At 63.0% G+C, this 18404-nt stretch carries 18 protein-coding genes; 13 read left to right on the forward strand and 5 right to left on the reverse strand.

What is annotated here, in order from left to right; genetic code table 11:
* Positions 1 to 248 precede the first annotated feature (248 nt).
* The 5 genes from B3P22_RS02020 to B3P22_RS02040 all read left to right on the forward strand — a co-directional run bounded on the left by B3P22_RS02020 (position 249) and on the right by B3P22_RS02040 (position 4761).
* Positions 249 to 539 (forward strand): c-type cytochrome, encoded by a 291-nt coding sequence (locus B3P22_RS02020; protein WP_296269671.1) that lies wholly within the window; start codon positions 249 to 251, stop codon positions 537 to 539.
* Positions 540 to 589: 50 nt separating this feature from the next.
* Entirely contained in the window at positions 590 to 1195 is a 606-nt protein-coding gene (locus B3P22_RS02025) for a c-type cytochrome (RefSeq protein WP_197857687.1), read from the forward strand.
* Positions 1196 to 1349: 154 nt separating this feature from the next.
* The gene (locus tag B3P22_RS02030; RefSeq protein ID WP_275546563.1) at positions 1350 to 1976 is read left to right on the forward strand and encodes a thiol:disulfide interchange protein DsbA/DsbL; all 627 of its coding nucleotides are present in this window, start codon (positions 1350 to 1352) and stop codon (positions 1974 to 1976) included.
* A gap of 20 nt (positions 1977 to 1996) precedes the next feature.
* Positions 1997 to 2869, forward strand: coding sequence for an endonuclease/exonuclease/phosphatase family protein (locus tag B3P22_RS02035; protein WP_197857689.1), 873 nt, complete (start codon positions 1997 to 1999; stop codon positions 2867 to 2869).
* Between the two features lie 5 nt (positions 2870 to 2874).
* A complete protein-coding gene (locus B3P22_RS02040) occupies positions 2875 to 4761 on the forward strand; it encodes a GGDEF domain-containing protein (protein ID WP_296269672.1) in 1887 nt (628 codons plus the stop codon).
* Between the two features lie 54 nt (positions 4762 to 4815).
* Here the strand turns inward: B3P22_RS02040 and B3P22_RS02045 are convergent, their stop codons facing one another.
* Positions 4816 to 6336 (reverse strand): nucleobase:cation symporter-2 family protein, encoded by a 1521-nt coding sequence (locus B3P22_RS02045; RefSeq protein WP_296269673.1) that lies wholly within the window; start codon positions 6334 to 6336, stop codon positions 4816 to 4818.
* Positions 6337 to 6563: 227 nt separating this feature from the next.
* Between B3P22_RS02045 and B3P22_RS02050 the strand changes: the two genes are divergently transcribed.
* Together B3P22_RS02050 and B3P22_RS02055 are read left to right on the forward strand one after the other, a co-directional pair.
* Positions 6564 to 7154 (forward strand): MarC family protein, encoded by a 591-nt coding sequence (locus tag B3P22_RS02050; RefSeq protein ID WP_013713334.1) that lies wholly within the window; start codon positions 6564 to 6566, stop codon positions 7152 to 7154.
* A complete protein-coding gene (locus B3P22_RS02055; protein WP_296269674.1) occupies positions 7151 to 7933 on the forward strand; it encodes an N-acetylmuramoyl-L-alanine amidase in 783 nt (260 codons plus the stop codon). Before B3P22_RS02050 ends, B3P22_RS02055 begins: the two co-directional genes overlap by 4 nt.
* Here the strand turns inward: B3P22_RS02055 and B3P22_RS02060 are convergent.
* The 3 genes from B3P22_RS02060 to B3P22_RS02070 form a co-directional block, all read right to left on the reverse strand.
* On the reverse strand, positions 7930 to 8343 hold the full coding sequence (locus tag B3P22_RS02060) for a DUF1330 domain-containing protein (RefSeq protein ID WP_197857693.1): 414 nt from the start codon (positions 8341 to 8343) through the stop codon (positions 7930 to 7932). The two genes, B3P22_RS02055 and B3P22_RS02060, sit on opposite strands and share 4 nt — an antisense overlap.
* A gap of 143 nt (positions 8344 to 8486) precedes the next feature.
* Entirely contained in the window at positions 8487 to 9155 is a 669-nt protein-coding gene (locus B3P22_RS02065) for a DUF3313 domain-containing protein (RefSeq protein WP_197857694.1), read from the reverse strand.
* A 50-nt stretch (positions 9156 to 9205) separates the two neighbouring features.
* Positions 9206 to 9598: a response regulator gene (locus tag B3P22_RS02070; RefSeq protein ID WP_275546567.1), complete on the reverse strand. Its 393-nt coding sequence runs from the start codon at positions 9596 to 9598 to the stop codon at positions 9206 to 9208.
* A 131-nt stretch (positions 9599 to 9729) separates the two neighbouring features.
* Between B3P22_RS02070 and B3P22_RS02075 the strand changes: the two genes are divergently transcribed.
* The 6 genes from B3P22_RS02075 (at position 9730) to B3P22_RS02100 (ending at position 16505) form a co-directional block, all read left to right on the forward strand.
* Positions 9730 to 13227 (forward strand): response regulator, encoded by a 3498-nt coding sequence (locus B3P22_RS02075; protein WP_275546568.1) that lies wholly within the window; start codon positions 9730 to 9732, stop codon positions 13225 to 13227.
* Positions 13227 to 14036 (forward strand): CheR family methyltransferase, encoded by an 810-nt coding sequence (locus tag B3P22_RS02080; RefSeq protein ID WP_275546569.1) that lies wholly within the window; start codon positions 13227 to 13229, stop codon positions 14034 to 14036. The genes B3P22_RS02075 and B3P22_RS02080 overlap by 1 nt, the downstream gene beginning before the upstream one ends.
* Positions 14033 to 14644: a chemotaxis protein CheB gene (locus B3P22_RS02085; protein WP_296269675.1), complete on the forward strand. Its 612-nt coding sequence runs from the start codon at positions 14033 to 14035 to the stop codon at positions 14642 to 14644. Before B3P22_RS02080 ends, B3P22_RS02085 begins: the two co-directional genes overlap by 4 nt.
* Positions 14638 to 15825, forward strand: a complete 1188-nt coding sequence (locus tag B3P22_RS02090; protein ID WP_197857699.1) for a hybrid sensor histidine kinase/response regulator — start codon at positions 14638 to 14640, stop codon at positions 15823 to 15825. Before B3P22_RS02085 ends, B3P22_RS02090 begins: the two co-directional genes overlap by 7 nt.
* A gap of 173 nt (positions 15826 to 15998) precedes the next feature.
* Positions 15999 to 16301: a hypothetical protein gene (locus B3P22_RS02095; protein ID WP_197857700.1), complete on the forward strand. Its 303-nt coding sequence runs from the start codon at positions 15999 to 16001 to the stop codon at positions 16299 to 16301.
* An 18-nt stretch (positions 16302 to 16319) separates the two neighbouring features.
* Positions 16320 to 16505, forward strand: a complete 186-nt coding sequence (locus tag B3P22_RS02100) for a PA3371 family protein (protein ID WP_197857701.1) — start codon at positions 16320 to 16322, stop codon at positions 16503 to 16505.
* A gap of 91 nt (positions 16506 to 16596) precedes the next feature.
* Here the strand turns inward: B3P22_RS02100 and B3P22_RS02105 are convergent, their stop codons facing one another.
* Positions 16597 to 18393, reverse strand: a complete 1797-nt coding sequence (locus tag B3P22_RS02105; RefSeq protein ID WP_296269676.1) for an ATP-binding protein — start codon at positions 18391 to 18393, stop codon at positions 16597 to 16599.
* Positions 18394 to 18404 lie beyond the last annotated feature (11 nt).

Raw genomic sequence — 18404 nt, forward strand, 5'->3', positions numbered from 1 at the left:
TGCCTGACTTTCGCTTGCTGCTTTGTAGATACCCCTCTGGCGGCTCGAGGGCTTGCGACATTTCCGCGCACCTGCTGCACGCCAGATGGCGTGGCAAGCGGCGTCGTTTCCGTTTCAGCGTTGCCAGTATATAATGCCGCAGATTTTGTGTGCGCTTTGTCCCACCCGCAGGAACCCGATTGACGGGAGCGATTACATCTCTGCTCGATAGAAAGCAGGACGCTTCCAACCCTGATGAGGTTGATCTGATGAAGAAAATGCTGCTCGCAGCCGCCGTCATGACTCTGTCGTTAAACGGCTATGCTGCTCAGGATCCGCAAGCGGTGTACGACCGCTCCTGTGGCGTATGCCACAACGGCCAGATCCCCACGGCGCCCAAGACGGGCGACAAGGCCGCTTGGGAACCACGCCTGGCCAAGGGCATGGATACACTGGTGCAGAGCGTCACCAATGGTTTGAATGCCATGCCGCCGCGCGGCCTGTGCATGGACTGCACGGCCGAGGATTACCAGGCGGTCATCAAGTTGATGACCGAATGAGTAAGCCCAGCCGATAACCCTTTCTCTCTTAGCCGTAATTGGATTAGCTGATGAACAAAGTACTCGTGAGTCTGCTGTTGACCCTGGGCCTCACCGGTGTGGCTCAGGCTGCTGGCGATGCCGAAGCCGGTCAGGGCAAAGTCGCTGTCTGTGGTGCCTGCCATGGCGCCGATGGCAACAGCCCTGCGCCTAACTTCCCCAAGCTGGCCGGTCAGGGCGAGCGTTACTTGCTCAAGCAGCTACACGACATCAAGTCCGGCGCTCGTCCGGTGGTCGAGATGACAGGCATGCTGGACAACCTCAGCGACCAAGACATGGCTGACATCGCCGCTTACTTCGCCAGCCAGAAGATGAGTGTCGGTGCTGCCGATCCCAAGCTGGTCGCACGTGGTGAAGCGCTGTTCCGTGGCGGCAAGCTGGAAGAAGGCATGCCATCCTGCACCGGCTGCCATTCGCCAGACGGCGCTGGCCTGGCTGCTGCCGGCTTCCCGCACCTGGGTGGCCAGCACGCGCAGTACGTGGCCAAGCAGCTGACCGACTTCCGCGAAGGCAATCGCACCAACGACGGCGACGCGATGATCATGCGCGCCATCGCCGCCAAGCTCAGCAACAAGGATATCGAAGCTGTTTCCAGCTTCATCCAGGGTCTGCACTGATAGACCGCCGTTGCTTTTGGCAAGACAAAGGGTGGCTTCGGCCACCCTTTTTCGTATGCGTCATGGCTACAATGGGCGGAACCGGCCCAGTGGTAGCGAGTCATAGTCTCGAATCGCCATCAGGGCGAAGCTTATCCAGCCAAGGAGTACCCTCATGCGTAACCTGATTCTCGGCGCCGCTCTGGCGATCAGCAGCCTGTTCGGCCTTACTGCCCACGCCGAACCGGTCGCAGGCCAGCAGTATGTCGAGTTGAAAAGCCCGGTGCCGGTGTCCAAGCCCGGTAAGGTCGAGGTGGTGGAGCTGTTCTGGTACGGCTGCCCGCACTGCTACCAGTTCGAGGCGACGCTCAATCCCTGGGTCGAGAAACTGCCGGAAGACGTCAACTTCGTCCGTGTCCCGGCGCTGTTCGGCGGCGTTTGGAACGTGCACGGCCAGGCATTCATCACCCTGGAAATGATGAAGGTCGAACACAAGGTGCATGACGCCGTGTTCAATGCCATCCACCAGGAGAAGAAGAAGCTGGCCTCGGCTGAAGAGTTCGCCGACTTCGTCGCGACTCAGGGCGTGGATCGCGACGCCTTCCTCAAGACCTTCAATTCCTTCGCCGTCAAAGGCCAGATGGAAAAGGCCAAGAAACTGGCCATGGCGTACCAGATCACTGGCGTACCGGTGATGATCGTCGGCGGCAAATACCGCTTCGACCTGGGTTCGACCGGTGGTCCGCAGCAGACCCTCCAGGTGGCTGACCACCTGATCGCCAAGGAGCGCGAGGCGCTCTAAGCGCCCCGCAGGCGCTAAACATGATGCGCCGCTGGCGGAAGACACGTGCGGTTGGTCTGTGCGATCCACAGATCAATCCGCACTGCTCGCCGCAGGCTGACTGGCCAGCCGACGGCCTTTTGCGCCTGCTCAGTTTCAATGTCCAGGTCGGCATCAACACCCAGCGTTATCACCACTACCTGACGCGCAGTTGGCAGCATTTACTGCCCCATGCCGGGCGCACCGGCAACCTGCAGCGCATTGGCGATCTGCTCGCCGATTTCGACCTGGTGGCGCTGCAGGAAGTCGATGGCGGCAGTCTGCGCTCGGGCTATGTCAATCAGGTTGAATACCTGGCCCAGCAGGGTGCCTTCCCCTACTGGTATCAACAGCTCAATCGCAATCTCGGGCGTCTCGCCCAGCACAGTAACGGCGTGCTTAGCCGCTTGCGGCCTACCTTGTTGGAGGATCATCCGTTGCCTGGACCACCTGGGCGGGGGGCGATCTTTCTGCGTCTGGGTGAAGGCGAGCACGCGCTGTGCGTGGTGATGATGCACCTGGCCCTGGGTGCCCGCACCCGTACCCGGCAGCTGGCCTACATCCGCGAGCGGGTCAGCGAGTTTCGTCATCTGGTGCTGATGGGCGACATGAACACTCATGCCGTCGATCTGCTGGAGAACTCCCCGCTGCGTGATCTCGGTCTGCTTGCCCCGCAGGTCGAGGCGACCTTTCCCAGCTGGCGCCCGCAGCGCTGTCTCGACCATATCCTGCTCAGCTCTGAGCTTGAACTGGGACGCGTCGACGTACTTAGTCAGCCCATTTCCGATCATCTTCCCGTGGCCGTGGAAATCCGCCTGCCAGGAGCACAGAATAGCGCGCAAATGCCTATGCTGAAGACGCCATCTCCTGAGTAAGCCGTATGAGCGATGACGCGCAACGTTGGAAAGACAAATACCTGAGCAGCCTGGAGCAGCAGGAAAAGCTCGAGCGACTCTGGGAGTCGCGTCTGGATCTGTTGCGCCGTGGCCTGGTGCGCAGCAGCTTGGCTGCCGAGGGCGCGGACAAGGCGGTCGATCAATGCATGCAGGAAATGCGTGACATCCTCCGTCGTGATGAGATGGATGCCGCCTTGGGTGGCCTGATTCCCCGTCTGGAAAAGGCCGTGCTGGATTCCGAGCAGCGCCGCCAGCAGCGTGCCGGCGAGGCCGCCACGGCACTGGCAGGTCTGATCGAACAGCTCCAGCGCCTGCAGCCACCGCGTGAGGTGCGCAAGGCGCTCAAGTCGCTCGGCAAGCAGCTGCAGGATGCCACCAGTCACCAGTATCTGCTGCCCGCGCTGCTCAGCCAGCTGAGCAATCTACAAGGGCAGGCGCTGACAGTTCTGCAAACGCCGGTGCAGGAGCAGCCGGGCTTGCTGCAGCGTCTATTCGGCTCACGCGGCGAGAGCGGCGAAGAGGCCGCACATACTAATCCTGCACCTGCACCTGCACCTGCACCTGCACCTGCACCTGCACCTGCACCTGCACCTGCACCTGCACCTGTATCTGAGCCTGAGCCTGCCGCTGTCTCTGAGCCTGAAGCGCGGGCGCCATTGGTCGCCGCGCATGCGAGCACGCCAGTGGCTGTCGCTCCCGAATCATCGGTGCATCGCCAGGCCAGCGACGCTGCGCCGGTGCTCGACAGCCTGCCGTTGCCACCTGGCCTGGTGCTGCATGAAGAACCCAGCGACAGCCCGTTCTCCCTGCCCAGCAGCGAGCCGGGATACAGCGCGGTGGCACCGCACATCGCCAACAGCCTGCGCGGTCTGCTCGACGAACTGCACCTGCCGGCACGCCATCTGCCGCAGGGCGAGGCGTTGCGCCAGCGCCTGGAAGGCAACCTCAACTGGTATGAGCTGGTGCCGGTGCTGGATGATCTGGCCGTGCTGGTACTGGCGGTCAGCGACAGTGGCCAGCGCGATTTCGCCGGTTATCTCAAGCAGCTCAACGAGCGCCTGGCCGCCTTTATCAGCACCCTCAGTGAAGCGCACGAGGGCTACACCGCGTCGGTAGAAAGCACGCGCAACTTCAACCAGCAGTTGCGCGATCAGGTCAATGACCTGCAGAGCAGCGTGCAGGAGGCGGCCGACCTGGATACGCTCAAGCAGGCGTTGGAGCAACGTCTGGAGGGCCTGTTGCAAAGCGTCAGCAATCATCAGCGCCAGCGCGACGGCGGTGAGGAGGACGTGGCCGAGCGGCTGCAGGGCCTGGTCAAGCGTGTTGCCGAAATGGAACTCGAGGCGCAGCAGTTCCGCCAGCATATTGAGGAGCAACGGCAAAAGTCCCTGCTCGACCCCCTGACCGGCTTGCCCAACCGCGCTGCCTGGAGCGAGCGCCTCGATCTGGAAGTCGCGCGTCGCCAGCGCTACGGCGGTCAGCTGCTGATGGCCGTGCTGGATATCGATCACTTCAAGAGGATCAACGATGGCTACGGCCATCTGGCCGGGGATCGGGTGCTGAAGATCATCGCCGGCGAACTGCACAAGCGCCTGCGCAAGACCGACTTCATTGCCCGCTTCGGTGGCGAAGAGTTCGTTCTGCTGATCCCGGCGACTCCGCTGGAAGGCGGCGTTCAGTTACTGGAAACGCTGCGCGCGGCGGTCGAGGCCTGCCCATTTCATTTCAAGGGCGAGCCGGTGACCATCACCTTCTCTGCCGGTATCGCCGAATTCCGCAATGACGAGGCCACCGAGGCCACCTTCGAGCGCGCCGACCAGGCGCTATACCGCGCCAAGGGTTCCGGACGAAACCGCGTCGAACAGGCCTGACTGCTGCCCCGGGCAATCAGGCCGGGGCAGCCACCAGAGCGGGTCTGTTCGGGGCTAGGTGGTCACCTCTGCCCGTTCCTTTTCTGCAGGTGTGTCCTTACGTGGCGCAGGGGCGTGATCGTCGTCCAGCAGGGGCACTTCATTGCCCTGAGCGTCATACAGCTTGCCGCCGATGAAGTGGTCGCCCTCGTGCAGGGCGGCGATGTCGCGGTAGCGCAGGCTGCGTTCGGTACCGGCAACGAACACCGACTGCTGATCCGAATTGCCGGTCGTGAAGTGGTTGAATAGCAGGTTGAGCAGGATCGCCATGATCGCCGCCGAGCTGATGCCGGAGTGGAAGATGGTTTCGAACCAGGCCGGGAAATGGTGATAGAAGCTGGGCATGGCGATGGGGATCATGCCGAAGCCGATCGAGGTGGCGACGATCACCAGGTTCATGTTGTTGCGGTAGTCCACCTTGGCCAGAGTGCGGATGCCGCTGGCCGCGACCGTGCCGAACAGCACGATGCCGGCGCCACCGAGTACCGAGGTCGGCACCGCGGCAATGACCCGGCCCATGATCGGCAACAGGCCGAGGGTGACCAGAATCAGTCCGCCGGTGGCCACCACGTAGCGGCTCTTGACCCCGGTGACTGCAACCAGGCCGACGTTCTGGGCGAATGCGCTCTGGGTGAAGGAGCCGAACAGCGGCGCGACGACGCTGGCGATCATGTCTGCGCGCAGGCCATTGCCGAGACGTTTGGAATCGATCCTGGTGTTGATGATGTCGCCCACGGCGAGAATATCGGCCGAGGTTTCCACCAGGATTACCATCACCACGATCAGCATGGAGATGATCGCCGCTACCTCGAACACCGGCATGCCGAAGTGAAGCGGTGCCGGGAAGGCCAGCACCGGGCCTTCACTGACCCTGGAAAAGTCGGCCATGCCGAATGCCAGGGCGACCAGCGTGCCGATTACCATCGCCAGCAGGATCGACAAGCGCGAGATGGTCGCGCTGCCGACTTTGCTCAATAGCAGAACGGTGGCCAGGGTGAAGGCGGCCAGGCCGATGTTGGCCATGCTGCCGAAGTCCGCGGCCTGGCTGTTACCGCCCATGGCCCAGCGCGCGGCTACCGGCATCAGGGTGAGGCCGATGGTAGTAATGACGATACCCGTCACCAGCGGCGGAAAGAATTTGGTGATCTTGGAGAAGATTGGCGTGATCAGCAGGCCGATCAGCGCTGCGCCTATCACCGCACCGAACACCACCGGCAGCCCGCCCTCGCCACCATTGCTGCCAACTATCGCCACGATGGTGGCGACGCTGGCGAACGAAACGCCCTGCACCAGGGGCAGCTGACAGCCGAAGAACGGCAGGCCGATGGTCTGCAGCAGGGTGGCGGCGCCGCCGACGAACAGCGAGGCCGCGATCAGCAGGCCGATATCGGCGGGTGACAGGCCGGCCGCCTGGCCGACGATCAGCGGCACGGCAACGATGCCGCCATACATGGTCAGTACGTGTTGCAGGCCGTAGAGCAGATTGGAGCCGATACCGAGGTTCTCGTCCTCGGGGCGCTGAGCGGTGGAGGTCATGGGGAAAACTACTCGCTGTTGTTCTTGTGCGGTCAATGTAGACATTTTGTTCCAATCTTGGCTACTACTTTGTATACATTTCTACTAATGGTCGCTGCCATGAACGCCGCTGCGTTTTCGGTCACGAAAGCTCCGCCCCGGCGACAATGCGAGCATCCATGCACGCGCGGACTCGCGAGGTGACCCCGCAGGCCCTAGACTATGCGCACCTGTCAGCGGAGCTAGCCATGGACATCTTCAGCATCGCCGTGCTGATCTTTCTCGTCACCGACCCTTTCGGCAATATCGCCATCTACATCGCTGCGCTGAAGAACGTCGAGCCGCGCCGGCGCATCTGGATTGCCGCGCGAGAGCTGCTGTTCGCCCTAGGTCTGCTGCTGCTGTTCCTCACCTTTGGTGACAAATTCCTCACCAGCCTCGGGCTGTCACGCGAGGCAACGGCCATCGCCGGCGGTATCATCCTGTTCGTCATCGCCATGCGCCTGATCTTTCCCAGCCCGCAAGGCCTGCTCGGCGACGTGCCGGACGGTGAGCCGATGCTGGTGCCGCTGGCCACGCCTGCAGTGGCCGGGCCTTCGGCACTCGCAGTGCTGATGACCCTGCGCAACACTCACACCGGGCCGCTCTGGGAGCTTTACCTGGCCTTGATTCTGGCCTGGGCGGCGACGGCATTCATCCTGTTGCAGGCTTCGTTCCTGCAACGGTTTCTCGGTAATCGCGGGTTGATGGCGGTGGAACGCTTGATGGGCATGCTGTTGATCATGCTCAGCGTCGACATGCTGCTGGACAACCTGCAAAGCGTATTCGGTCACGCATGAAGTCTCTTTGCCTTGCCCTCGTTGTCGTTCTGCTCACCGGCTGTGCTGGCGGTCTGCGTATCGACGACAGCCATACCGCGACTGGCCAGAACAGCCGCGTACAGTACGTCGTGCTGCACTACACCTCCGCTGATCTTGAGCGCTCGCTGCATCTGCTGACGCAGACCGAGGTGAGCAGCCATTACCTGATCGGCGATGCGCCGCCGGCCGTCTACCGTCTGGTGGACGAAAACCGTCGTGCCTGGCACGTGGGCGTCAGCGAGTGGAAGGGACGTACCTGGCTCAACAGCACCACCATCGGCATCGAGCTGGTCAACCAGGGCTACTATCAGACGCCGGTCGGTCGCTACTGGCAGCCCTTCGCCCCGCAGCAGATCGACACGCTGATCGTGCTGCTCAAGGACATCGTCAAGCGTCACCAGCTGCCACTGGGCTCGATCATCGCGCATAGCGATGTGGCGCCTCAGCGCAAGGTCGATCCGGGCCCGCTGTTCCCTTGGAAGCGCCTGGCCGACGAGGGACTGGTGCCCTGGCCGAACGAAGACGCGGTGGCGCGCCAGCAGGCGCTGTTCAGCACCAGCCTGCCCAGCGTGCAGTGGTTCCAGGAGCAGTTGGCGCAGCACGGTTACACGGTGCCGCAGCATGGCGAGTTGGACGAGGCGACGCGCAATGTCATCGCCGCGTTCCAGATGAAGTACCGCCCAGCCAATTACGACGGCCAGCCGGACGCGGAAACCGCAGCGCGCCTGCTGGTGCTCAACCTGCAGGCATCAAGCTAGAGCCTCTCGGCAGGTGTCGTGGCGATCAGCCGCGAGTCGTCCAACGCTGCACTGCGATGAACCGTGGCCGCTTGGTATTCAGGGTCGGCGAGCATGCTCAGAAAGGCTGCGGACGATGGATAACGCACCAGAAGAAGCAGATCCCAGCGTTCTTCCTGCGGCGCGATCAACGCCAGGTGAACGTCAGCCATGATCTGTACTTCACCGCCCACGCCCTGAACCTTGGCCAGCGCGGTGCGGCTGTAGCGGGCATAGGCTTCGCGACCGCTGCAAGACGCAAAGGGGCTGTCTGCGTCATACGCAGCCTGACTGCTGAAGCGAAGCAGATTGAGCATCACAATCGGCGTGTCGCTTGGCATGCGTTCGGCGAACGCCTGCAAATCCACGCTACTTGGGTTGATGCTGGGCATGCATGTTCCTCGCCTGGTGTTTTTTCCGAGCCTCTCGCCTGAGATCAACTACCGCAAGCGCTATCGATCCGCTTGATAGTCAGCCATCTGTTCAGCGTGCTGCGGCTTACGCACGGTATTGCCTGGGCCTGGGCCTTGGCTGATCAGCGCAGGTCGGGTTGGAAGTCGCGCGCGTCGCGTGCCCAGACATCCAGCACCGGCTTGAGGTCATCCAGGGTCAGCTGGCTGCTGCTGTTCTCCAGTGCCAGGCCGTGGCCCTTGCGCACCACCCGCAGCACCGGCTCGCTGGTGCGCGCATCGAGCGCTTCCAGTTCGATGAAAATCTCCGTGTCGCGATCACGCGTGCCGGCAGCCGTGCTGGCTGCAGCGATCACCAGGGCCACGGGGATCACCTCGTAGGCTTTGATCCCTTCGGTCGAGACGTTGACGCCGGTGATTGCGCTGCGCAGCACCAGGCTGTCCATGCTCGGGGTGTCGACCAGCCTCAGACGTGCGTTCGTCAGCTCGCGTAACAGTGCCTGATGCAGGTAGTCACGCACCTGTTCCAAGGTCTGCGCGCTGACCTGGTCGCTGGGCGCGGGAGCGGGGTAAAAGCTTGGCTTCTCGACGTAGACCGATGTGTAGCGCTCGCTGCTGAACTGCGGTGAAATCCAGCGCAGCACCGGTGCTCCGGTGGCTGAGGTGGCAGGCTGCAGTTGGGAATAGTCGGCAAGATAGCCGGAGAATTGCGTGGGTTGGGTCGTCTGACTGGCGCAGCCGGTGAGCAGCAAGCCAGCGAGAAGACCCAGGCGAAGCGAAGTGGCGTAGCGCATCGGCGGACTCTCCTGTCCATTGGTCTGGAATCAGACTAGATGCCGCTCCGTCAGTCCGCCAGTTCGCCCAGCCGTTGTGCCAGCAGCCTGAAATCGTAGGGTTTGACGATACTTTCGGTAGCTGCCCCGCTATCGCGAGCGCGCACTTCTTCGAGCAGTTGACGCTCGTCGTAGCCGCTGGCGAACAGCACCGGCAGGGTCGGCCGCAGCTGGCGAGCGGCTGCCACCAGCTCGCGCCCGTCCATGCCGGGCAAGCCGATATCGCTCATCAGCAAATCGACCTGTTGGTCGCTGCGCAACAGGTCGAGCGCGCTGGGGCCGTCGCACAGGGCGTGTACGCGGTAGCCGAACTCACCGAGCACCTCCGCGGTTAGTTCGCGCACGACATCGTCGTCCTCGACCAGGACAATGGTCTTGACGCGGGCGCAATCGGTTTCGGTCATGAACTTCTCTGTTTCAGCGCGCAGAATGCGCAAATGTTTGGCAAACTTCGGAGTCTGCACGCGGTCAGTGTGCCACACGCCTTCCCCCGATAGATAAGAAGAAGCGAGACAATCACCGAATGGACGTCCCTATGTCGAATGAATCCGCAATGGACGAAAGAGGTTTTCGCCGCATTCTCAATCGTAATGTCGGGCTGCCGCTCGGCCTGGGCGTGGTGGGCGCCCTGTTCTTTGCACTGCTGATCGGCTTTCTGCTCGATGTGATCCGCTGGGTCGAGCATACCGACCAGGTCCTCAATCGGGCCAGCGAAGTGTACAAGCTGACCCTGGATCTGGAGACCGGCATGCGCGGCTTCCTGCTCAGTGGCGAGGAAGATTATCTGGCGCCCTATGAACAGGCGCGCGGCAAGTTTCGCCCGTTGACCGAGCAACTGATCGGCATGGTCGCGGACAACCCGCCACAGATGCAGCGGCTCGAGCGTCTGCTGGCGCTGCAAGAACAGTGGGATCTGTTCGCCCAGGAAGTCATCGGCCGCCGTCGCGACGGCGGCAATTACCTGGTCGAAATAGGACGGGGGCGCGGCAAGAACCTCACCGATGGCATGCGCCGCGAGCTCGATACCTTCATCAACAGTGAGCGTGAGCTGCGTCAGCAGCGCAATGCCGATGTCAGCAGTACCACGCTCTGGGGCGCCGGCATCTACCTGGTGGTGAGCATTCTGTTCAGCGCCTTGCTGGCCTTTTTCGGCCGCCGCGAGCTGATGAGTCTCTCGCAGACTTATTCCCAGGCCATGGCCAAGCAGGCCGATTATGCCGATGAGCAGGGGCGTCGTGCCTGGCTTGGCGGTGGCCAGACGCTGCTGTCGGAGCGTCTGCTCGGTCAGCCGCAGGTGCAGGAGCTGGCCGACCGCTCGCTCGAATTCCTCGCCGAATATCTCAATTGCGTGGTCGCCGCCCTGTATCTGCGTGACGGCAAAACCGGCGACCTGAAGCGCGTTGCCGGCTACGGCTTCAGCAAGGATGCCAGCCTCAAGGAGCAGTTCTATAAAGGAGAGGGGCTGGTTGGTCAGGCTGCCCGTGGCCGCCGCCTGGTTTGCCTGGATGATTTGCCGGCGGATTACATCAAGGTCGCTTCAAGTCTCGGCGAGGGGCAGCCAGTCAGCGTTGCCCTGGTACCGCTGCAGTCCGAAGACAGTGTCAACGGCGTGATCGAGCTGGCCTTCATGCGCCCGCTCGAGGCGCGTGAGCGGGAGTTCCTCGAAGCCATTGCCGGCAGCGTCGGTATGGCTTTGGAGGCCGCGCGCTATCGCCAGCGCTTGCAAGAGGTGCTCGGTCAGACCCAGCAGCTCAACGAGGAGTTGCAGACCCAGCAGGAGGAACTGCGCGCCGCCAACGAAGAGCTGGAGCAGCAGGCGCGCGTGCTCAAGGAGTCCCAGGCCCATCTGGAAACCCAGCAGGCCGAGCTGGAGCAGACCAACGAGAAGCTTTCCGAACAGGCGCAGACGCTAGCCGACCAGCGCGACGAGCTGGACCAGCGCAACACCACGCTCGGCCGCATCCAGGCCCAGCTCGAAGAGCGCGCCGAGGAGTTGCAGCGTGCCAGCCGCTACAAGTCCGAATTCCTCGCCAACATGAGCCATGAGCTGCGCACGCCGCTGAACAGCTCGCTCATCCTGGCCAAGCTGCTGGCGGAGAACTCCGCCGGCAACCTCGACGATGAACAGGTCAAGTTCGCCGAGTCGATCTATTCGGCCGGTAACGATCTGCTCAACCTGATCAACGACATCCTCGACATCGCCAAGGTCGAGGCCGGCAAGCTCGAGGTGCGCCCCGAGCGCACGCCGCTGGCGAGCATGCTGGAAAGCCTGCGCGATGTGTTCGCGCCACTGGCTGGCGAGCGTGGCCTGGGTTTCCAGATCGAGCAGCAGGGCGAGCTTCCACAGGTGCTGTTCACCGACCGCCAGCGCGCCGAACAGATCCTGCGCAACCTGCTGTCCAACGCCTTCAAGTTCACCGACCGTGGCGGCGTGACCCTCAGCGTCTCGCGTCAGGAGGGTCATTACCTGGCCTTCGCCGTGCATGACACCGGCATCGGTATCGCGGCCGACCAACAGCAGGCGATCTTCGATGCCTTCCGCCAGGCCGATGGCACCACCAATCGCCGTTACGGCGGCACCGGCCTGGGGCTGTCCATCTCGCGTGACCTGGCGGGGCTGCTCGGCGGGTCCATTTCCGTCAGCAGCGTGCCCGGCGAGGGCAGCACCTTCACCCTGCTGCTGCCCGAGCAGATGGTCGAAGGCGCAGCCCAGAGCAAGCCGGCGGCGCCGCTGGTAATGGCGCCGCTAGCGATGCCGGCCACGCCGGTTATTCCTGCCGCTGCGGCGGCGATGCCGCGTCCCCCGGCGCCGTTCGCCGATGATCGCGAGCAGCTCGACGCGCACGGCGGCCGCCGTGTGCTGGTGGTGGAGGATGAAGTGCGCTTCGCCCGCATCCTCTTCGACCTGGCCCACGAACTGGGCTACGCCTGCCTGGTCGCCACCAGCGCTGACGAAGGCCTGGAGCTGGCGCGGCGGTATCGTCCCGATGCCATCCTGCTCGACATGCGCCTGCCCGATGGCTCCGGCCTCAGCGTGCTGCAGCGCCTCAAGGATGACGCACAGACTCGTCACATCCCGGTGCATGTGGTCTCGGTCGAAGACCAAAGCGAGGCGGCCCTGCACCTGGGAGCAGTCGGCTATGCGCTCAAGCCAACCAGCCGCGACCAGCTCAAGGAAGTTTTCGGCAAGCTGGAGGCCAAGCTCAACCAGCAGGTCAAGCGCGTGCTGCTGGTGGAGGACGACCCCCTGCAGCGTGACAGCGTTGCCCGCCTGATCGGCGACGAAGACATCGAGATCACCGCTGTCGCCCTGGCCGGTGAGGCGTTGGAGAAATTGCGCAGCACGGTCTTCGATTGCATGATCATCGACCTCAAGCTACCCGACATGCTCGGCAATGAGCTGCTGCAGCGTATGGCTGAAGAGGACATCTGCTCCTTCCCACCGGTGATCGTCTACACAGGGCGCAACCTGACCCGCGACGAGGAAGCCGAACTGCTCAAGTACTCGCGCTCGATCATCATCAAGGGCGCGCGCTCGCCGGAGCGCCTGCTGGACGAAGTCACCCTGTTCCTGCACAAGGTCGAAGCCGAACTGTCCAGCGAGCACCAGCGCATGCTCAAGACCGCGCGCAGCCGCGACAAGCTGTTCGAGGGGCGGCGCCTGCTGCTGGTGGACGACGACGTACGCAACATCTTCGCCCTGTCCAGTGCGCTGGAGCAGAAGGGCGCCACCGTCGAAATCGCCCGCAACGGCCACGAGGCGTTGGCCAAACTGCATGAACACGACGACATCGACCTGGTGCTGATGGACGTTATGATGCCGGAAATGGACGGCTACGAAGCCACCCGGCAGATTCGTTTGCAAGACCGCTGGAAGAACCTGCCGATCATTGCGGTGACGGCCAAGGCGATGAAGGATGATCAGGAGCGCTGCCGCGAAGTCGGCGCCAACGATTACCTGGCCAAACCCATCGACCTGGATCGCCTGTTCTCCCTGATCCGCGTGTGGATGCCCAAGCTGGAGCGTCTCTGATGCCTGACGAAATCGAGCTGCGCCTGCTGATTGAGGCGATCTATCTGCGTTACAGCTATGACTTTCGCGATTATTCGAAGGCCTCGCTCAAGCGCCGTGTACGTCAGGCGCAGGCGCAGCTCGATTGCCCGACCATTTCGGCCTTGCAGGAGCGCATCCTGCACGAGCCGCGGGCCTTCATGCAGCTGTTGCAGTACCTCACCATTCCGGTCAGCGAGATGTTCCGCGACCCTGACTACTTTCTTGCCCTGCGCGAGCAGGTGGTGCCGCTGTTGCACACCTATCCGTCGCTGAAGGTCTGGGTGGCCGGCTGCAGCACCGGGGAGGAGGTGTATTCGCTGGCCATCCTGCTGCACGAGGAAGGTCTGCTGGAACGCACCATGATCTACGCCACAGACATCAACCCGCATTCGCTGGAAAAGGCCGAACAGGGCATTTTCGCCCTCGACAACCTGCGCACCTACACGCAGAACTACCAGCTGTCCGGCGGCAAGCGGGCATTTTCCGACTATTACTCGGCGGCCTACGATCGCGTGCTGTTCGACAAGTCGCTGCGCGCCAACGTGACCTTCGCCGACCACAGCCTGGCCACCGATAGCGTGTTCGCCGAAACCCACCTGGTGTCGTGCCGCAATGTGCTGATCTACTTCAACCGCGACTTGCAGGATCGTGCGCTCGGCCTGTTCCACGATTCGCTCTGTCACCGCGGCTTTCTCGGCCTTGGTAGCAAGGAAAGCCTGGATTTCTCCGCCTATGCCCGACAGTTCGAAGCGGTGTCGCGCCCCGAGCGGATTTTCCGCAAGCGATGAGCGGCCAACGGATCAACCTCCGCGGCCAGGTTCGTGCGCCGCTGCAGGCGCTGCTGATCGGCGCTTCGGCCGGTGGGGTGGAAGCGCTGCTGAGTCTGCTCGAAGACCTGCCGCCGGACTATCGGCTGCCGGTGGTGTGCCTGCTGCATCAGCCGGATCGCAATGACAGCCTGCTCGCTGATCTGCTCGCGCGGCGCCTGAAGTTGCCGGCCAAGGAAGCCGAGGACAAGGAATACCTGCAAGGCGGCACGGTTTACGTGGCTCCCGCGGGTTACCACCTGTCCATCGAAACCGAGCGCAGCTTTTCCCTCAGCCGTGAGGAGCCGCGGCATTTCTCCCGGCCCTCGATCGACATCCTTTTCGAGTCCGCTGCCGATGCCTACGGCGAGCAGCTGGCTGCCGCGCTGCTCACTGGCGCCAACGAGGACGGCGCCGCCGGCCTGCTGGCCGTTCAGCAGGCCGGTGGTCTTACGCTGGTACAGGAGCCGGCCGACGCGCTGGTGCCGACCATGCCGAATGCCGCGCTGGCGCTGCTCAAACCGGATTTTCTCCTGTCTCTCAACGCCATGCGCCTGCTGCTGGCCGAACTGGATACCCTGCCATGCTGAGGAAGACCGAAGCCAAGGTGCTGATCGTCGACGACCTGCCGGAGAACCTCCTGGCACTGCGTTCGCTGATCCAGAGCGAAGATCGCACCGTGTTCCAGGCCAGCAGCGCCGATGAGGCGTTGTCACTACTGCTCGAAAACGAATTTGCCCTGGCCATCCTGGACGTGAAGATGCCGGGCATGAACGGCTTCGAGCTGGCCGAGCTGATGCGCGGCACGGAGAAGACCAAGCACATCCCGATCATCTTCGTCAGCGCGGTCGGACGCGACATGGACTACGCCTTCCGCGGTTACGAGAGCGGCGCTGTGGATTTCCTGCACAAGCCGCTGTCGCCCTTCGAGGTACGCAGCAAGGTGGCCATGTTCGTCGAGCTGTATCGTCACCGCAAAGCGCTGAGCATGCAGCTGGAAGTGGTCGAGGCGGCGCGCCGTGAACAGGAGGCGCTGCTCACCGAGCTGCGCGAGACCCAGGCTGAGCTGCAGAAAGCGGTGCAGATGCGCGACGTGTTCATGTCCATTGCCTCGCACGAGCTGCGCACGCCGCTCAATGGCCTGATCCTCGATGTGCAACTGCGCCGGCTACGCCTGGAGCAGGGGCGCATGGATGCCTTCGCCCCCGACAAGCTGCAGGAGATGATTACCCGCGACGAGCGGCAGATCCGCAGCCTGAGCCGCCTGATCGACGACATGCTGGATGTTTCGCGCATTCGCACCGGCAAGCTGTCCGTGCGTCCGGAGCCGGGCGACCTTGGCGTTTTGGCCGGCAGCGTGGTGGAGAGCCTGGCCGCGCAGTTCACCAGTACCGGCAGTCATATCGAACTGCAGGTGGAGGGGCCGGCGCCGGTGATGATCGATGAGTTCCGTATCGAGCAGGTCCTGGCCAACCTGCTGACCAACGCCTTGCGATACGGTGGCGGCAAGCCGGTATCGGTGCGGGTCAGGGTCGAGGGTGAGCAGGTTCGTGCCGAGGTGCGTGATCAGGGGGTGGGCATCTCCGAGGCGGATCAGCGGCGGGTATTCGAGCAGTTCGAGCGTGTATCCGATACCAGTACTGCTCAGGGGCTTGGCCTCGGCCTGTTCATCAGCGAGCAGATCGTCCAGGCCCATGGTGGCCGCATCGAGCTCTGCAGCCGCCTCGGTGAGGGCTCGTGCTTCAGCATCGTGCTGCCGCGGCGCAACTGATCGTGCAAATTGCACGTGTCGCGATTCATACATCTTGCAAAGTGCATTGGGGTGACGCATTTTTGATTGTTTAAATCATTGATTTATAAGGAATTTTTTATATTTTTAGATTGGCATGAGCGCTGCAAAATCAGTCATGTAAGTCCCGACTGACCTGCTGATGGAGAAGCGCCATGAACATCTTCCGACTGAGCCTGTTTTGCGTCGCTGCATTGCTGGTCAACGGGGCTTACGCCAAGGATTTCACCGGCTCGGCTGGCGCGATCGCCAAGACGGCCGAATTCACCATCTCCAACTCGCCCGTGTGGGAATCTCGTGTCGGTACGCAGCAGGGCGCTGCTGCCGAGCTGCGCAAGCAAAGTGCCCATAGCGTCGGTGACGATGCTAATTGGCTGCGCATCTCCGACGATGGCGACACCGGCACCGCCAATCGCGAGCCACGCCCTGCCAACAGCACCCCGCGCTGGGTGTTCTGACCGACAAGGAGTCCTGCCATGTCCAGAAGTGCCGTCCTGTTGTTGATCATGACCCTGTCGAGCCTGGCCGCGCTGTGGCTGAGCCCAGGGTTGGAAGAAGGCTTCGCTCTGTTGCTGAAGGGTGCCAGCGTCGTTTTCGGCCTGGGATTTCTGGTGGCGCTTATGGCGGGGCGCCGCATCAAGTTCGACCCGGTCCTGCGCTGAGCCCGACCGGTTCCGGTCCCCCAAGAAAACGCCGCGATGATCGCGGCGTTTTTTGTGCGGGCGAACAGCCTGGCGTTGCCAGGCATCGAGCTCAGACCGGCAGGCTGAAGTAGAAGTTGGAACCTTCGCCTGGGCGCGAGTGAACGCTGAGCTGGCCACCGTGCAACTGCACGATCTCCCGCGCCAGCGCCAGACCCAGGCCAACGCCGCCTTTGCGCCTGCCGACCTGGACGAAGGGTTCGAAGATCCGTGTCTGTTGTTCGAAGGGGATGCCTTCGCCTTCATCCTGTACGCTGACGATCACCTGCTCACCATGGCGACGCACCTGCAGGCGCACCTTGTCGCCCGGGTTACTGTAGCGCAGAGCGTTGTCGGTCAGGTTGTCGACCAACCGTTCCAGCTGTGTGGCATCGACGTTGAGGTGCGGCAGCGGTTCATGGACCTCGCAGACCAGTTCCACCTCGCGCTCCGCGGCTTTTTCGGCAAAGCGTTGCGGGGTTTGCAGGAGCATCTCGGCCAGGTTGCAGGGGCGGCGTTGCAGGGTTTGTACGCCGTTCTGGTAGCGCGAGAAGTTAAGCAGGTCGTCGATCAACTGCACCAGGCGGTGCATTTCCTCGTCAACGGTACGCATCAATTCCTGTTCGCGGCCGCTCGCAGGCAGCGACAGGCGCTCGCGTAGCAGGCTGAAGGCCATGTGCATGCCGGTGATCGGCGTACGCAGCTCATGGGAGGCACGCAGGATGAATTCGCTGCGCACACGTTCGAAGGCGCGCTGCTTGGTGACGTCACGCAGCACCATCACCGCCCCTACGCTACCTCCCGCGCCCACTTGCACCGGGGTCAGGGCCCAGGCCAGCAGGCGGGTTTCACCGTCGCGTTCGATGTGCAGGTCGGCCGGTGGCTCGTGCAGTGGTTCGCCGGCCAGCACCTGACGCAGCGCCTCGTCGACGGCGTGGTCCGGCAGCAGTGGGCCGATCGGTTGGCCGAGAATGTCGGCGTGCCAGGACAGCTGGCGCAGCGCTACCGGGTTGGCATGTTCGATACGGCCCTGCTCGTCGAGGATGACCAGACCATCGTCGATGCTGTCGAGCACGGCTTTCAGCCGGCCCTCGCTGCTGAGCAACTGATTGAGGTTGCTCGAGTGGTATTCGCGCAGCGCCTCGGTCATCAGGCCGAAGCGGCGGCTTAGTACCGCCAGCTCCACCACCGGCGACACCGGCAGCACCACATCGTATTGGCCCTGGCCGATCTGGTCGGCGGCACGCGCCAACATGTCGATGGGGGCGCCGAAGCGCCGGGCGATGCCATGGGCGGTGAGCACACCGATCGCCAATACGGCGAGGCCGGTCAGCACCAGGAGCCCGGCGATCAGCTGAGAGCGCTCGCCGGCCTTTTTCTCGGCGGCGACGACCCGCTCGACGACCTGATCCTGTTCGTTGAGCAGGTGGTTGCGCAGGCGCTGGAAAGCTTCGGTGAAGGGTTTGTGAGCACCCAGATTGTGCGGAGTCTGCCCTGCAGGAGTACCGCTGGCGGCGGCCTCTACCTGCTGTTCGTAGAGCGCGGCAGCTTGCTCGAGGCCTTGTTTGTAGCGCGTACCGAGGTTCGCCTCCAGGCCTTCGGCAAGGGTGGCGCGGAAAGACTCGCGTGCCTGCGCCAGTCTTTCCGGCGCCGGCTTGGGGTCGAGCAACAAGATCAGTTCGTCGCCCAAGTGCTGGCGCAGCTTCTGCCCGACCTGCACGGCGGTGAAACCGCGCTGGATCAGATCACTCTGGCTGCGCGCCATCTGAGTGACGCTGAACAGGCCGAGCAGCAGGCCGAGCAGTGCCACGGTGATCAGCGCGGAAATACTGAGGAACAGGCGAGTGCGAAGCTTCATCGACAGCTTCATGGTGATCCCAT

Origin of the sequence: Pseudomonas sp. UBA6323 (assembly GCF_002439135.1) — a bacterium.
Taxonomy (GTDB): domain Bacteria; phylum Pseudomonadota; class Gammaproteobacteria; order Pseudomonadales; family Pseudomonadaceae; genus Aquipseudomonas.

Coding starts and splice junctions, on each gene's coding strand:
- B3P22_RS02100 (WP_197857701.1), top strand. CDS start 16,320: ATGTCCAGAAGTGCCGTCCTGTTGTTGATCATGACCCTGTCGAGCCTG.
- B3P22_RS02070 (WP_275546567.1), bottom strand. CDS start 9,598: ATGACCGAAACCGATTGCGCCCGCGTCAAGACCATTGTCCTGGTCGAG.
- B3P22_RS02050 (WP_013713334.1), top strand. CDS start 6,564: ATGGACATCTTCAGCATCGCCGTGCTGATCTTTCTCGTCACCGACCCT.
- B3P22_RS02030 (WP_275546563.1), top strand. CDS start 1,350: ATGCGTAACCTGATTCTCGGCGCCGCTCTGGCGATCAGCAGCCTGTTC.
- B3P22_RS02055 (WP_296269674.1), top strand. CDS start 7,151: ATGAAGTCTCTTTGCCTTGCCCTCGTTGTCGTTCTGCTCACCGGCTGT.
- B3P22_RS02025 (WP_197857687.1), top strand. CDS start 590: ATGAACAAAGTACTCGTGAGTCTGCTGTTGACCCTGGGCCTCACCGGT.
- B3P22_RS02075 (WP_275546568.1), top strand. CDS start 9,730: ATGTCGAATGAATCCGCAATGGACGAAAGAGGTTTTCGCCGCATTCTC.
- B3P22_RS02040 (WP_296269672.1), top strand. CDS start 2,875: ATGAGCGATGACGCGCAACGTTGGAAAGACAAATACCTGAGCAGCCTG.
- B3P22_RS02085 (WP_296269675.1), top strand. CDS start 14,033: ATGAGCGGCCAACGGATCAACCTCCGCGGCCAGGTTCGTGCGCCGCTG.
- B3P22_RS02090 (WP_197857699.1), top strand. CDS start 14,638: ATGCTGAGGAAGACCGAAGCCAAGGTGCTGATCGTCGACGACCTGCCG.
- B3P22_RS02080 (WP_275546569.1), top strand. CDS start 13,227: ATGCCTGACGAAATCGAGCTGCGCCTGCTGATTGAGGCGATCTATCTG.
- B3P22_RS02020 (WP_296269671.1), top strand. CDS start 249: ATGAAGAAAATGCTGCTCGCAGCCGCCGTCATGACTCTGTCGTTAAAC.
- B3P22_RS02105 (WP_296269676.1), bottom strand. CDS start 18,393: ATGAAGCTGTCGATGAAGCTTCGCACTCGCCTGTTCCTCAGTATTTCC.
- B3P22_RS02065 (WP_197857694.1), bottom strand. CDS start 9,155: ATGCGCTACGCCACTTCGCTTCGCCTGGGTCTTCTCGCTGGCTTGCTG.
- B3P22_RS02095 (WP_197857700.1), top strand. CDS start 15,999: ATGAACATCTTCCGACTGAGCCTGTTTTGCGTCGCTGCATTGCTGGTC.
- B3P22_RS02060 (WP_197857693.1), bottom strand. CDS start 8,343: ATGCCCAGCATCAACCCAAGTAGCGTGGATTTGCAGGCGTTCGCCGAA.
- B3P22_RS02035 (WP_197857689.1), top strand. CDS start 1,997: ATGATGCGCCGCTGGCGGAAGACACGTGCGGTTGGTCTGTGCGATCCA.
- B3P22_RS02045 (WP_296269673.1), bottom strand. CDS start 6,336: ATGACCTCCACCGCTCAGCGCCCCGAGGACGAGAACCTCGGTATCGGC.